The sequence below is a fragment of the Niallia circulans genome (assembly GCF_007273535.1).
In the GTDB taxonomy this organism is placed as follows: Bacteria; Bacillota; Bacilli; order Bacillales; family Cytobacillaceae; genus Niallia; species Niallia circulans_B.
Map to the genome: position 1 here is coordinate 117,948 of NZ_RIBP01000004.1, position 15,248 is coordinate 133,195.

Here is a 15,248-nt window from a genome sequence, read left to right on the forward strand (position 1 = left end):
AACTGATTCCAAAAAGAATCTACTAACTTTTTTATTGCTTGTTATTTCAAGCGGTAGAACATATCGTTCCATTTCAACTCATTTTGGAATGCAATAGAGTTTGTGTCATTGTTTATGACAACAAGCTCGATGTCCACCAATTCTGCAAAGTCGCGCAGCTGCTCTGTTGAAACAACATAAGAGAAGCATGTATGATGGGCTCCGCCTGCTTGAATCCAATTTTCAACCGCTTGGCTTAAGGAAGGCTGTGTTTTCCACAACACTCTTGCAACTGGCAGATTTGGCATTTCTTCTTCTGGCTGTAGTGCATCCACTTCATTAACGAGAAGACGGAAACGGTGGCCAAGGTCAATAATAGAAGCATTTAACGCCAAACCGCCTCTTCCATCAAATACGATACGTGCAGGATCCTCCTTGCCGCCAATACCAAGCGGATGAACCTCAATTTTCGGTTTTGTTGCCGAAATTGTTGGGCACACTTCAAGCATATGTGAGCCAAGAACCATTTCATTTTCCGGATCAAAATGGTACGTGTAATCCTCCATAAAGGAAGTTCCTTCATTACCAGCAACAATTTTCATTAGACGAACGAGCGCAGCTGTTTTCCAGTCTCCTTCACCTGCAAAGCCATAGCCTTGCTCCATCAGTCTTTGCACAGCTAACCCTGGAAGCTGTTTTATACCATGAAGGTCTTCAAATGTTGTTGTAAATGCAGTATAATTGCCTTCTTCAAGGAATGCCTTCATTCCTAATTCGATTTTTGCTTGTTCACGGATAGACTCTCTGATTGGCCCTTCCTCTAAACCTGCTGGGACAATATCGTACTTCTCTTCATACTCAGTCAACAACGCAGAAAGGTCCTCATCACTTACTTCATTTATCTTAGCTACAAGATCTCCGACTCCATACCCGTTCACTGTCCAGCCTAATTTAATTTGGGCTTCAATCTTGTCGCCCTCTGTAACAGCTACTTGGCGCATATTATCTCCAAATCTAGCAACCTTTAATACTTTACTTTCTGAGAATGCCGCTGCTGTTCTCATCCAGCTTCCAATCCGTCCGCGAATTTCGTCATTCTCCCAATGGCCAACGATGACCTTTCTGTTCAATTTCAATCTGCTTCCAATGAAGCCATGCTCTCTGTCACCATGTGCAGATTGGTTAAGGTTCATGAAGTCCATGTCAATTGACTCCCAAGGAATATCTCGATTGTATTGAGTCGCGAAATGCAATAAAGGTTTTTGTAATGCTGATAAGCCTGCAATCCACATTTTTGATGGAGAGAATGTGTGCATCCACGTTATAATACCTGCACATGACTCATTTGCATTTGCCTCTAACGCAAGTCTTCTTATAGAATCTGCATCCTTAACAACTGCTTTAAACCTTAGTTTATAGCTTAAAGAAGAAGATGCGTCCAACGCGTTGACCATTGTTTTTGAATGCTCCTCCACCTGCTTCAATACATCTTCTCCGTATAAAAGCTGGCTTCCAGTAACAAACCAAAATTCGTACTCTCTTGTCTTTAACATATTAATTCCTCCTGGCAATAATTAGTTTGAAGTTTCTTGTTTTGTTTCAGCTTTGTTTTGTCCGTAATATGCATTTGCACCATGTTTTCTTAAGTAATGCTTATCAAGCAAATATTGGTCGATCCACTCAACACTTGGATTTAACTGCAGCGTGTGGAGCGCCATTTTAGCAACCTCCTCAAGCACAACAGCATTATGAACGGCATTGTCCGCATCTTTTCCCCAGCAAAACGGCGCATGGCCTGTCACTAAAATTCCCGGCAGCGCTTTTGGATCAATCCCCTCGTTACGAACTGTTTCGATGATGACATTGCCAGTTTCCAGCTCATACGCTCTGTTTACTTCATCCTCTGTCAGCTTTCGCGTACATGGAACCTCACCGTAAAAATAATCTGCATGTGTTGTTCCTAATGCTGGTATTCTTCTTCCAGCCTGCGCCCAGCTTGTTGCCCACGGAGAATGCGTATGTACAATTCCTCCAATTTCGGGAAACGCCCGGTATAAGGCAAGATGTGTTGCTGTATCTGAGGAAGGATTCAAATCACCTTCTACTATATTTCCATCAAGGTCTGTCACGACAAGGTCCTCAACCTTCAACTTGTCATAAGGAACGCCGCTTGGCTTAATGACAACAAGCCTGCTTTCTCTGTCAATTCCGCTTACATTCCCCCAAGTAAAAGTGACTAGATTATGCTGTGGCAGCATCAGGTTTGCCTCTAGCACTTCCTGCTTAAGCTTCTCTAGCATAGTTATCCTCCTTACTTGATAAAACAGATTCTTTTTTAATTTGCTTAATTGTTTTCATGACATTATTTTCGCCACGTCCGAAGTAATCATAAAGACGAGCATACTCATCAAAGAGCTTTCCATAAACGCTTACATTAGTTTCGATTGGCTGATAAATATGATCTTTAATTCTGCCCATATCTTTAGCAGCTTCATTAATATGATCATATCCGCCTCTACTCTTACCTGCTGCTACAGCACCAAACATGGCACTTCCAAGTGCTGGCGTTTGTGAGGAAGCAGAAATCTTAATATCCATGTTCAGCACATCGGAATAAATTTGCATCATCAGTGCATTCTTTTCAGCAATGCCTCCTGCTGCATACACTTCATTAACAGGCACACCGCTCGCTCGGAATGTTTCAACAATCATTTTTGTGCCATAGGCAGTTGCTTCAATAAGTGCACGATAAATTTCCTCTGGTTTTGTTAAAAGGGTTGCGCCAAGCAGAACACCAGTCAAGTCAACATCAACAAGTGTTGATCTGTTTCCGTTCCACCAATCAAGTGCAAGCAGTCCGCTTTCGCCAACATTCAGCTTACTTGCTTTTTCTGTCAGCAGCTGATGAATATTTACCCCTTTATCTTTCGCTTCCTGCTGGTAGCCTTCTGGAACACAATTCTCTGTAAACCACTCAAAATGATCTCCAACACAAGACTGACCTGCTTCATATCCTAGGTATCCTGGTATTACACCATCTTCAACGACACCGCACATACCTGGCACAATTTCTTCAGTTTCACCAAGCAGGATGTGACATGTAGAAGTTCCCATAATCATAAGCAGCTTGCCTGCTTCTGTTATCCCAACTGCTGGTACGGCAACATGTGCATCGACATTAGCGACAGCAACTGCTGTGCCAGCCTTTAAGCCTGTTAGTTTTGCGGCTTTTTCCGTAATTTCTCCTGCCTTTGATCCGATTGAATAGATATCTGTGGACAGCTTTTCTTCTACTACATTTTCAAGCCTCGGATCGAGCGCTTTAAAGAATTCCTTGCTTGGATAGCCATCCTGCTTATGCCAAATTGCCTTATAGCCTGCTGTACAGCTGTTTCGAGTGATTGTTCCCGTCAATTCGGAAATAACCCAGTCTGTTGCTTCAAGCACTTGATCTGCTGCCTCGTAAATATCTGGTGCTTCATTTAAGATTTGCCATATTTTCGGTATTGCCCATTCAGAAGATATTTTGCCGCCATAACGCTGCAAAAATGCCTCTCCGCGCTGTGCAGCAATTTCATTCAAGCGGTTTGCTTCATCCTGTGCCGCATGATGCTTCCATAATTTCACGTAGCTATGCGGATTTTGCTTAAACTCTGGCAGGAAACAAAGCGGAATGCCGTTTTTGTCTATTGGCAGGACCGTACAAGCAGTAAAATCTATGCCAACTCCAATAACATCTTCGTTAGAAACATTTGCTTTCTGCAAAACTTCCGGAATCGTAAGCTGCAAAACTTCTAAATAATCTGCTGGATGCTGAAGCGCCCAGTCATGCTCCAGTTTTGTTGTCCCATCAGGCAGAAATTCGTCCATCACACCATGTGTGTATTCTTTAACAGCAGTTGCCACCTCTCTGCCTGTACCTACCTCAACAAGAACTGCTCTTCCTGATTGCGTTCCATAATCTACACCTATTGAATACTTTGCCATGTAATATACTCCCCTCTGATAAAGTATGCGTTTTCAAAAATAATAATCGGAATGTTGATTACTCTACTTCTTCATTCACATCACTTATTAGTATTTTTATACGTACAAGCATCAGCTTATTCTGTCATATACCGATTCCGAATTCATCCTTACAACCAAAATAACTTCATCAACTTGTACGTATAACCTTAATGCCATTCTAACATCTCTGGAGATTATTTCAATCTCTTTTTTTCATTTTTTTAAAATTTTATACTTGTATGTTTTTTAACCCATTACTGTCCGCAGCTCAAACACTTTAGGAACCCTTTTCTCTGCATGCGCACGGAAGGTAATACGTGTGTTACCTTCTGTTACAGCACTTTCAGGAAGCGTATATTTAATATAAACAAACTGATTCATTTCTTCCCATTCCTGTTTACCCTCCCGAAGTACCGTATCATTTGCAAGTACATCAAAGCCTTGCATACTTTCCCATTCCTTTTTCGTATAAGCTACTATTAAACTATTTTGTTGGTCTTGCAACACCTTAAGAGCAAAGCTGAAGTGTCCGTTTGGCCATGTGTCTCGATACTTTCGATTCGACACTGTCCCAATCCCGACATGTTCTCCTGTAAATTGATGATCTCTTTCCGGCTGCATTTCTCCCGGCTGAACGAAGTCAATGCTTCTTGCTTCAAGCTCCTGCTCCTTTTGAATGGCTTCCTTATAAGATTTCTCTGCTTCAGCCCACTCAGCTTTCGTAAAAACATCCCAATATACTGTCGCACTTCTATCATGAAGTAAGTAAAACGGTTTTAATTCCACATCTCTTGGATTTCCGATTCCTTCGAGCGTAAAAGCCTCTTCACTTATCTTGCTGATATGCTGCAACGGACTATTATCTGCTACTAGCACTGGTGTAAACAACAGGTCCTTCGTCTTTTGGGCATCGCTTATCTCTCCCAAATCACCAGCTAGAACAATTGGTCCGTACAAAAACGCAACCCTATTTGGATTATCAAGGATTGCTTCCTTACGAAGTGTCATCGGGATATCAATCTCCAGCACATCTCCATCTTTCCAAACCCTAGCTATTTCTATCAAACTAGCTGGTTTGGTTTCATGCTGATAATCCTCACCGTTTACCGAAATGGACATTCCTTTTTCTGCCCAGTACGGGTGCCTTAACGTCAAAGTAAAAGCCTTGTCTGCAGAGGATGATATTTCTATCCTGATACTGCCATTTTTCGGGTATGCTGTCTTTTGCTCAACAACAACTCCCATCTCCTTCCACTCAAGTCGTGAAGGAATGTATTGATTGATATAAAGCTTGCTGTCATCATGAAAATAAATGGCATTTCCATGGCTGGCATGGTTTTCCATGCCTGAGCCTACACAGCATGTAAAGCTGTCAAACTTTGAGTTGTACTTTTTATGGCCACCCATGTCGAGGGAAACGAAATAACAAACACTGCCATCACCTGGATGCTGGGATGCGAGTATGTGGTTATAAAGCGCCCTTTCATAGTAATCTCCCTCCTCAGCAGTCGGTTTCCATCTGAAAAGATGCTTTGTCAGTTTCAACATATTATACGAATTACATGTTTCACATGTATTTTCACCTAATCTTTCATTCTGCTTGCCAGCCTCACCAAAATGCTCATTAAGAGAATTTCCGCCTATCACATAGGAATGCTCATGAACAACCGTATTCCAAAAGTACTCGGATATCTCCTTATATGTTTCTTTGCCGGAAATCTCATACTGCCTTGCCGCAGCAACAACTTTCGGTATTTGTGTGTTGGCATGCTTACCTGCCAGTGCATCCTTTTTGGCTGCTAATGGATCAAGAACCTCTTTATGATAAAACCTTTCTGAAAGCGCAAAAAAGTGCCTATCACCTGTATGTACAGCTAAATCTGCAAGCACCTCAGCCATTCCCCCGAACTCACACTTCAGCAACTCATCCATTTGTTCCTCAGAAAGGTCCTTTACCATATCCTCAAGCCACAGCCCAAGCTTTGTTTCAACCGCAAGAGCCTGCTCATTACCTGTGTACAAATAAGCATCCCTTAAGCCTGCAAACACTTTATGCATTGTATATAAAGGCACCCAGCCTCCATTCAAATCGAAGCCTTGGGAATAAATTTCGCCTTCCTTTACTTCCTGAAAAATCGCCTTACCTCTTGGAATTCCTGAGATTAATCCCGTTCCGTCTGCTTCTTGACATTGCGCCAGCTCCGCGACAATATAAGCCGTCCTGTCTATGAATCTGCTGTCACCAGTTGCTGCAGCCATTTGTGAACATGCAGATAAATAGTGACCTAAAGTATGTCCGGAAATACCTTGCTCCTCCCAGCCATTATAGTTGCTCGCTTTTGGTTCTAACCCGGCATATTCTCTATATCTCGCCAATAGCTTATTTGGTTCGAGCTGAAGAAGATACTCCATGTTCAGTTCCATTGCATGCTTAAAGGGACCATCTGTGATTCTTACTTGCTTTAAATCAAAAGCTTTAACTGCCATCAGATTCACTTTCCTCTCTATACTAGTAATAAAATGAAAGTACTTATTTTGAAATTGTATGGTTGTATTTATGTAAGCGTATTCTATATTAAAAAGTCTATGATAGTTGTTCGTACATGTCAATAAATATCCTTATACAAATCTAGACATCTTTTAAGTTTCTCATAAAAGTTTTGTCAAATTTCTTATGTTTTTCAACAAGAAAACTGACTCTATTCCCTTTACAGCAACTCTTTTGTACGAACTGCTAATTCAAAAAAAATTTTATGATAGTCTTTTCCTGCTTTTTTTGGTACGATAGCTTTATATCTATTTTTGTACGTATAAGTTAAGGATATGGAAACACAAGAAAGTGGTGATAGTGTGGCACAAAAAACAAAATACAACATGGTTAAGGAACAAATTACTGAATGGATTACAACTGGCCAAGTAAAACCCGGGGAGAAAATTCATTCTGAAAATGAGCTTGTCAAAATGTTTGGAGTAAGCCGCCATACCATTCGCCAGGCAATAGGAGATTTGGTTCACGAAGGCTGGCTTTACAGGGAGCAAGGTGCCGGCACATTCTGCTCAGACAGAAAAGCGGAAACTGGGTTGGGCTCTGCTGGTCAAGCAGGCAAGCGCACAAAAAATATTGGTGTTATTACCACTTATATATCTGATTACATCTTTCCTTCCATCATTAAAGGCATAGAATCCTATTTATCAACAAAAGGCTATTCATTGACCTTCGCTTGTACAGACAATGACATTGCCAAAGAGAAACAGTGCTTACAGACAATGCTCGCTAGCAATATTGACGGGCTTATCGTCGAGCCGACAAAAAGCAGTAACTTTAATCCTAATATCAATTACTATTTAGAATTAGAGCAAAATAAAATTCCATACTTAATGATCAACCAATACTACTCACAGCTCGCTCCTCCATACATTATGGTTAATGATGAAAAGGGCGGTTATATTGCTACAGAGCATTTAATTAAGCTTGGCCATAAGCGGATTATTGGCCTTTTCAAAACAGATGATTTACAAGGTGTTAACCGCATGAAGGGCTTTATACAAGCATTCAAGGATCATGCTGTTCCCTTCTTTCAGGATATGATTATTAACTTCACAACAGAAGATCAAGACAAATCGCTAGAAGCATTGCAGGAAATTCTTCACAAAGAAGACAGACCGACTGCAATCGTCTGCTATAATGATCAGCTCGCCATAAAAGCAATAAGCATTCTACGGACGATGGGATTATCTATACCAAATGATATTTCGATCTTAGGCTTTGATGATTCCTTTTTAACAGAGGCTTCAGAAGTCAAGCTGACCTCCATCACTCATCCTAAAATGAAAATGGGTGAGGAAGCGGCGAAATGGATTGTTGCCGCAGTCGAAAAGAAAAGCAAGCCAGCTCCCTCAATTGTCTATGAACCAGAAATTGTAGTTAGAGAGTCCACTGCTTCTGTGGCTGTCACGAAGCAGTAACTAATAAAGAAAAGGCTGAACCAATGAGTGGTTCAGCTTTTTTTTATGTTATTTTATAAAGCTTGCTGCTGTGTGGAGCAAGCTTTGCTTTAACAGTATCCTTTATATGGACGGATTCCTTTTCCCATACATCGTTAGCTGTCATTATTTTTGTCAGTCCGATGTCTTGCAACTGCACTTCTACATCGCATTCAGCTTCTCCTATATTAAATAATGCTACATAGACAGCTTTATTAGGTCCTTTGGCTGTCCAAGCCACTTTATCGCCATCTCTAAATATTAGTCTGCTATCTGTGCCAGTTTGGTTTAATTCAAGGATATCTTCGTTTGTTAGTAATGATAGTGTCCAGCTGTCATTGTCCCGCAGCTCTCCGCCAAACATAAGGGGCGAGCGAAACACGGACCATAATGTCATCATTGTCACCTGTTCTTCCTTTGTGAACCTTGTCCACCGATCTGCACCGCCTCCATCAACAGAGCGAATGCCAATATGTCCTAATGGCAGCATATCACAATCAGGCCAATATCCTGGACCCGAAAGCCCACTCCATTTCTCACATCTCTCAAACATATCGTATAAAAGCTGCCACTGATCCCAATAATCGTCTGTCATTCGCCACATATTTGCATTATCCTGCAAAACATCAGCAAACTCAAGCGGTGCAGGACCTGGAGACAGACTTAACACCATGTCTCTTCCACACTTATCGATTGCCTTTCTTATCAGCTTAATTTCGTCAACATGTGTAGTATAAAGCTTTGATGCTGCAATATCATCAACCTTTATGTAGTCAACACCCCATTCGGCATACAGCTTAAATAAAGAATCATAATACGCCTCAGCACCAGATACACTTGCATCTACCCCATACATATCTGTATTCCATGGACAGATTGAATTTGCATGAGCAATGTCGCGGGCAGTATGGTCAGAGTCTAAGATGCCTGTATTTTGATGGACTGCTTGCCTCGGAATTCCCCTCATAATATGGATACCGAACTTCAATCCAAGGCTATGGACATAATCAGAAAGCGGTTTAAAACCTTTTCCTTCCGCTGAAGAAGGAAATCTGTTTACTGCAGGAATAAGCCGCGAATACTCATCCATCTCCAGTTCTACAAAAGGTCGATACTGAGAGGAATTGGCGCCAGGCTCATACCATTGGATATCCACAACAATATATTGCCATCCAAAATCCTTTAAATGCTTTGCCATATATTCAGCGTTCCCTTTGACTTCCTCTTCTGTTACTGATGCGCCATAACAATCCCAGCTATTCCATCCTAATGGAGGAGTCTGGGCAAACCGATGATGATTCATTTAACTTCACACCTTTCACGACAGATAGTCATTCTATAGGCTAATCTTAAATGAAACAAAGCATTGGCATCTACGATAACTTTTTGCTCATTTATGTAATATATTGCTGTTTTAATCCAATTTCAATTGATGTAAATAGGCATGCTCTGTCGCTAAGCGGAATTCACCAGGTGAAATTCCAATCCATTGATGGAAAACCTTGATAAAGTAACTTCCTGTCGAGTAGCCCAGTTCTTGCGCAATTGCCTCCATTGTCATATCAGAATCTCGCAACAGCCTTATTGCCTCCTCCATCCTTACCTTTGTTAAATACTCAATCGGAGTGTACCCGGTTGTTTTTTTGTATAATCTTGTAAAGTAATATTTTGAGAGATTAACTTTAGCTGCTATCTCTTCAAGACTTTGCAGTGATTGATATGTTGCCTCGATGTACGAAGCTGCTTCGGCAATGGAATCAGGCCATGAGAGTTTTTCTTTTTTTGCTGAAACATGATGCCTGAACAATTCCATAACAAACTCATAAACAATGGCAGAAGCTCTAAACCCGTCAGTTATATGATTTTTCGCTGCACTAGCAAAAACACTTTTTAATAATCGGATTGGCGAACTGTCTTCTGGCATCGCAAAGACCTGACCAAGACTAGTTACTGCATGGCGCCATTCCGCTTCAATATTTGTCGGCCGAAACATGATAAATAGAACCTCCCAATCAGTATTGCCTTCTAAAAAGTAATAACGGTGGTTGCTTGGTATCTCCACCATAAAGCCTGTTCCTTTCTCTAATTTATGAAGTGTTCCATCCACTTCTATATAACCGCAGCCTGAGAGCGTATATTGAAATAAATATAGTGGTCCATCCTTGCGAGTTAAGCCGTTCCAATGGTACGACTCCTTTGAAATGACTTGGTTCCCTACTGCAAAAAGCTGGTAGAACGATTGATTCAATGTATCTAGAAATCGAAAACCATAGACTTCTTGTTTGTTATTTGTCATATGTGCTCCTTCACAAGTTATGTAAGCGCTTAAATATTTTAGCAGCGCCGTTTCCTTTGTTAGGCTTTTTTTCTATAATCATACAACATTACCACCTCTTCGGCTACACTTTTTAAAGCGTTTACAAAAGTGATAGCAGATGAGGAACTTCGACACTTACTGCCTCTATTCTAGAGGAGTATAATAAAGAAATACTATGACGAAGAAAAAATTAAAAATTGGAGTTGATACTTTTGAAAGACGAATTAATGTATATTGGCAATAAAGTTATAAAAAGCCAGCAAATTTTGGCTGTTAATATGAATGATCTACTACAGCAATTTTTTCAAGGAGAAAATATGGAAGGCTTTGAAAGAATTGGTGAAGAAAAATTTACTCACTGGAGTGCCAAACTGTTTACTATCATGGGTGAAGCATTAAAGAATAATGAAAAGAAACAAACGAATGAGCTGGACAACTGGGCAAGAGAAGCTGGAGGCAGCTTCGTAAAAAACTATGTACCACTTTCAGCAGCATTACGGTCGCTTACTATTTATCGAAATATTATCTGGAATGTGTTCACTGTTGAGTTGGAGGAAAAATCCTTTGCAGCCATAACAATGCTTGATGTTGGAAAAATAATCGATCCTTTGCTTGATGAAATCAGTGTTATTATTGGTAAAGTTTACGAGGAAAACAGCAGCCGATTAATGAAAATTGCCTATTCTGCTTTAGAGGAATTATCTGTTCCTGTTGTACCCGTCGCAAAAGAAACGGCGATTATTCCGCTTATCGGTCAAATTGATACAGATCGCTCCCAGCTTATATTGGAAGTGGCGTTAGAGGAATCTGCCCGATTAAAGGTCGAATATTTAATATTGGATATCTCTGGTGTCCCTATCGTCGATACTATGGTAGCCGATAATTTATTCAAGGTCGTTCAAGCTCTTGACCTGATTGGTGTCAAATCGATTATATCCGGAATTCGGCCGGAAATTGCCCAAACTATTATTACGTTAGGAATCGATTTCAGCAAGGTAACAACATGTGCCAACTTACATACAGCGCTTGCCAGCATTGGATTGAGAAGAGTGTCAGAGCCCTCTTAATCAATAGAAAAGGCATCCTGAATGGATGCCTTTTCTATTACTTTCACTCTAAGATTAGCTGCCGGCAACCTCTTTAATAATCGGTTTTCTTTGCACCTTCACTTCATATTTTGTTGTTTTGTTTTCGATAATGAATTCTGGAACGCCGCCTCTGTGTGCGTGTGATTCTTTAAACTCCTCACTTCCTACCCATCCTAGAAAGCCTTCTTTATTTTCCCATCTTGTGACAATAGTTATTTCCTCATAATCTGTTGTTCCAGCAGTCAGCAATACTTCTAATCCAATAAAACCTGCTTTTTCTTCGATTTTTCCAATTCTATTAAATCTCTCAATGAATCCTTCCGCAAATCCTTCTTTAACTTTAACAGTGTTAGTTACAATATACATTTTGTTTCCTCCTCTAATTTTCATATTTTGGGATAATGATTGGATAATTGTTCTCAAACTTAATCAATGCATCAATTTCATATACTTCTTTCAGTAACTGCGCAGTCAAAATTGCTTGAGGCTTTCCTGTTTGATATATTTCGCCACGCTTCATTACAATAAGATTGTCACTGTATGCGCCTGCATATTGAAGCTCATGAAGCACCATAATGACGGTAATCTGATAGGTTTTATTGATTCTAGAAAGAATTTTCATTAGTTCTAGCTGATGTGTAATGTCTAAGAAAGTAGTTGGTTCATCAAGCAATAAAACAGTCGTTTTTTGGGCTAATGCCATAGCAATTCTTGCTCTTTGCAATTCGCCGCCTGACAAATGGCCCACCATTCGATCTGCCATATGCTCTAACCCAGTTTCTGTTATTGCCCACGCAATAATCTCTTTATCTTCTTCAGATGCAGCACCTGTAAGCCGTTGAAAAGGCACCCTTCCATAGCCGACGAGTTCCTTCACTGTAATGCTTGGCAGCACCTCTTTTGCTTGCGGAAGCATCGCTATTTTTTGGGAATACTCTTTTCTTTTATATTTATGAATAGGCTGATTGTCTAATGTCACCAAGCCATTATCAGCTTTTAACAGACGTGCAAACAATTTCAAGAGGGTAGATTTCCCCGATCCATTTGGTCCAACAATTGCGGTCATTTTCCCCTCTGGAAATTCAATGTTAATATCATCAAGCTGGAATCTTCCTTGACTGAATCGCAATTCCTCTGATTTTAACACTGCCATTACACCATCCTCCTTCTACGCAGCAGAATGATAAAGAAAGGACCACCAAGGGCTGCCAGCAAAATACCGACAGGCAATTCAATTGGATCGAATAGACTGCGTGCTGCCGTATCTGCAATGACAACGAGTGCAGCACCGCCAATAATCGAAAAAGGCAGCAAAAATCGATAATCCTCTCCGATCAGAAGACGGATGATATGCGGGACAACGAGTCCGACAAATCCAATTAAACCTGCAACACTGACTGCTATACCTGCTAAAAAAGAGGCTAGCAGTATAATCAGCATGCGAATCAGTTCAACATTTTGTCCAAGTAGCTTAGCAGAGTCATCTCCTAGTATCAGAATATTGACAGGTTTAATCGCAAGTAAGCTTAACAGCAGCATAATAATGGTATATGGCAAAATAATTTCGACATGATACCAGCTTCTTCCATTAAGTCCGCCTGACAACCAGCCAATTACGGATTGTACTCTGTCGCTGTACAGCACCATTACTCCATTCATAATGGCACCTAGCACAGCATTCATCGCAACACCTGCCAGGATGATTTTCACTGGTGATGCCCCTTTATCCCATGCGAACAAATAAATCAATACTGTTGTTAGAAATGCACCGATAAAAGCAATAAATGGCAATAAATAGCTGTATTGAGGGAAAATAACCATTGTAACGATAGCGAATAATCCTCCGCCAGAGGAGACACCGATAATACCTGGATCCGCCAAAGGATTTCTCATCACTCCCTGCAGCAAGGCTCCTGATGCAGCAAGGCATGCACCAACACAAAGTCCCACAATAACTCTTGGCAGACGAAGGTTATAGACGATTTTTTCATACGTACCCTCACCGCTAGATACAAGAGTAGCCCATATTTCTTTAAAGGAGACAGAAACAGCTCCAAATGAAATGCCTGCATATATCGCAAGAAGCAGCAATAGCAGGAGACTAACAAGGACTGTTATCCGTTTTTTCTTTCTTTCTACATATTCCAACATGCTCACTCCAAATGATTTAACAATTCAACCAAGTATTGAACAGCATCTACTGCTCTTGTACCTGGATTTGTGCCAAACAAATCGCTTGGCAAAACTTCAACTCTGTCATTTTTTACAGCATCCAATGAAGTCCAAGCTGCATTTTGCTTCATTTCTTTTAAAAAGCCTTGCTTAATTTCTTCTGCATCACCATGCGTAATTAAGAGAACGGCATCAGGATTCGCCTCTACAACTCTCTCTGTATTTATTTGCGCATATTGTGGAAATTTTTCTAATGCAGGATAATCACTTGCTACATTAACCCCTCCTGCTGCTGCTAAAAAATCACCGCTTAATGAATTGGGCAATGCTGCCATATACGTTCCAGGAGCTCCGTAAACAAGCAGAACACGTTTACCCTTATCCTCAAGCTCGGAAGCAGCAGCCTTTAACTCAGCATCCAGTTCCTCCATTAATTGGGCAGCTTTGTCTGTCTCTTGCAGCATTTCTCCGTAAAGATTAATTTGCTTTTTAATATCACTGATAGAATTTGCTTCTGTCAGAATTACCTTTGTTCCGAGTCCTTCTATTGTCGGAACATCCTCCTGATTAAAGCCAACATTTGCTATCACAACATCTGGCTGCAGCAAAGCGATTTTTTCATAATTCACTTCATGTGTTGTGCCAATTTCCTCCGCATCCTTTGCCATTTCAGCAAGCTGACCATCATCGGAAAGTGTCGGTTTTCCAACTACCTCTTTACCGAACGCATGCATTAAATCAACATCGCCGCTTCCTAATGCAGCAATGTTCTCCGGTGCTTTAGAAAATGTCACCGTACGTTCGGCAAAGTCCGTTATAGCAATAGACCCAGCAGTTGATTCTGCTGCTTCTCCTGTAGGCTTGCTGCAAGCAGCAAGCAGCAGCGCCATACTCATCAATATCATTGTTTTTCCTAAGCCTTTGTTAAACAAGATGTGCCTCAACTCCCTCTTTTTACTAGCTTCGCATGGACAACCAGCCTTCCTTCAAGTGAATCAATGGCATAATCACAGGTTGATAATGTAACAATGGAATCCTCTGGCTTAATATCCATATCTGCATCATATAAGGATTTCTCCTCTAGCAAATCAACAAAATCGAGATATTCATTATCTGAAGAAAATTCCGTTTCAATATAATAAAAATCGGTTGTTGTTTGATAAACAGAAAAAACTTCTAGCTCATAGCCTTCATATAAAGAATCTAAGTGAATTGTTTTGTGCTTTTCAAAAAATGCTTTATCTAAATATTTTTTTAAACCGCTGAACATACTACCATCCTTCATTCTATGTCCATAGATAATGGTATTTTTATTGTTTTCGAGTTTCTTATCATTTCGATAATCCAGAAAAATACTGCCGGCTCGCGTTTCTTCTTTTTTATAATTTCGGGTCAAGTAAAACTCATTATCAGAGGATTGTAGGATAGGATAATTTATTTTTGTGTCATCAACTGTTATCCAGCCGACCATATCTTGATTGATTTTCAGCAATGGATCAAAAGAGGATCGGATAGTTGTTTCCTTATTGCCGTTGTCCACGTTTTGAGTTGGCTTATAGATTTCCTGCACCGTTTCCAACACTTTTCTGTTTGTATAATAATCATACAAAGGAGGAACAAGTTTATAGGCTGAGTAAACAAAGACTATTATTGCCGTGATGGTTATTATTCTTTGAATCATTAGCTTTGCTCTCATTACT

The 15,248-nt window shown here is 40.4% G+C and carries 13 protein-coding genes; 2 read left to right on the forward strand and 11 right to left on the reverse strand.

Annotation, left to right across the window (positions count from 1 at the left end; translation table 11 throughout):
- Nucleotides 1-41: 41 nt before the first annotated feature.
- The 4 genes from araA to CEQ21_RS08530 form a co-directional block, all read right to left on the reverse strand.
- Nucleotides 42-1,532 carry an L-arabinose isomerase gene (gene araA, locus CEQ21_RS08515; protein ID WP_185764244.1) on the reverse strand — a complete coding sequence of 497 codons (1,491 nt, stop codon included), beginning with the start codon at nucleotides 1,530-1,532 and terminating at the stop codon, nucleotides 42-44.
- A 21-nt stretch (nucleotides 1,533-1,553) separates the two neighbouring features.
- Nucleotides 1,554-2,279: an L-ribulose-5-phosphate 4-epimerase gene (gene araD, locus CEQ21_RS08520; RefSeq protein WP_185764245.1), complete on the reverse strand. Its 726-nt coding sequence runs from the start codon at nucleotides 2,277-2,279 to the stop codon at nucleotides 1,554-1,556.
- Nucleotides 2,263-3,966: a ribulokinase gene (gene araB, locus CEQ21_RS08525; protein WP_185764246.1), complete on the reverse strand. Its 1,704-nt coding sequence runs from the start codon at nucleotides 3,964-3,966 to the stop codon at nucleotides 2,263-2,265. Before araB ends, araD begins: the two co-directional genes overlap by 17 nt.
- A gap of 267 nt (nucleotides 3,967-4,233) precedes the next feature.
- Nucleotides 4,234-6,474, reverse strand: coding sequence for a glycoside hydrolase family 127 protein (locus tag CEQ21_RS08530; RefSeq protein WP_185764247.1), 2,241 nt, complete (start codon nucleotides 6,472-6,474; stop codon nucleotides 4,234-4,236).
- 363 nt (nucleotides 6,475-6,837) lie between these two features.
- Here CEQ21_RS08530 and CEQ21_RS08535 point away from each other — a divergent pair, with 363 nt between their 5' ends.
- Entirely contained in the window at nucleotides 6,838-7,953 is a 1,116-nt protein-coding gene (locus CEQ21_RS08535; RefSeq protein ID WP_328593469.1) for a GntR family transcriptional regulator, read from the forward strand.
- A gap of 43 nt (nucleotides 7,954-7,996) precedes the next feature.
- Here the strand turns inward: CEQ21_RS08535 and CEQ21_RS08540 are convergent, their stop codons facing one another.
- Together CEQ21_RS08540 and CEQ21_RS08545 are read right to left on the reverse strand one after the other, a co-directional pair.
- The gene (locus CEQ21_RS08540) at nucleotides 7,997-9,274 is read right to left on the reverse strand and encodes a glycoside hydrolase family 27 protein (protein ID WP_185764249.1); all 1,278 of its coding nucleotides are present in this window, start codon (nucleotides 9,272-9,274) and stop codon (nucleotides 7,997-7,999) included.
- Between the two features lie 111 nt (nucleotides 9,275-9,385).
- A complete protein-coding gene (locus CEQ21_RS08545) occupies nucleotides 9,386-10,267 on the reverse strand; it encodes a helix-turn-helix domain-containing protein (protein WP_185764250.1) in 882 nt (293 codons plus the stop codon).
- Between the two features lie 233 nt (nucleotides 10,268-10,500).
- Between CEQ21_RS08545 and CEQ21_RS08550 the strand changes: the two genes are divergently transcribed.
- On the forward strand, nucleotides 10,501-11,355 hold the full coding sequence (locus CEQ21_RS08550; protein WP_235907226.1) for an STAS domain-containing protein: 855 nt from the start codon (nucleotides 10,501-10,503) through the stop codon (nucleotides 11,353-11,355).
- Nucleotides 11,356-11,409: 54 nt separating this feature from the next.
- Here the strand turns inward: CEQ21_RS08550 and isdG are convergent, their stop codons facing one another.
- Genes isdG through srtB form a run of 5 tightly spaced genes read right to left on the reverse strand, consistent with a single transcriptional unit; the run spans nucleotide 11,410 to nucleotide 15,244 of the window.
- Complete coding sequence (gene isdG / locus CEQ21_RS08555) at nucleotides 11,410-11,742, reverse strand: heme oxygenase (RefSeq protein ID WP_144452107.1); 333 nt, start codon at nucleotides 11,740-11,742, stop codon at nucleotides 11,410-11,412.
- A gap of 13 nt (nucleotides 11,743-11,755) precedes the next feature.
- Nucleotides 11,756-12,529, reverse strand: coding sequence for an ABC transporter ATP-binding protein (locus CEQ21_RS08560; RefSeq protein WP_185764251.1), 774 nt, complete (start codon nucleotides 12,527-12,529; stop codon nucleotides 11,756-11,758).
- Entirely contained in the window at nucleotides 12,529-13,527 is a 999-nt protein-coding gene (locus CEQ21_RS08565) for a FecCD family ABC transporter permease (RefSeq protein WP_419181584.1), read from the reverse strand. The genes CEQ21_RS08560 and CEQ21_RS08565 overlap by 1 nt, the downstream gene beginning before the upstream one ends.
- A 2-nt stretch (nucleotides 13,528-13,529) precedes the next feature.
- A complete protein-coding gene (locus CEQ21_RS08570; protein ID WP_235907227.1) occupies nucleotides 13,530-14,480 on the reverse strand; it encodes an ABC transporter substrate-binding protein in 951 nt (316 codons plus the stop codon).
- A gap of 8 nt (nucleotides 14,481-14,488) precedes the next feature.
- Entirely contained in the window at nucleotides 14,489-15,244 is a 756-nt protein-coding gene (gene srtB, locus CEQ21_RS08575; protein WP_185764252.1) for a class B sortase, read from the reverse strand.
- Nucleotides 15,245-15,248: the final 4 nt, after the last annotated feature.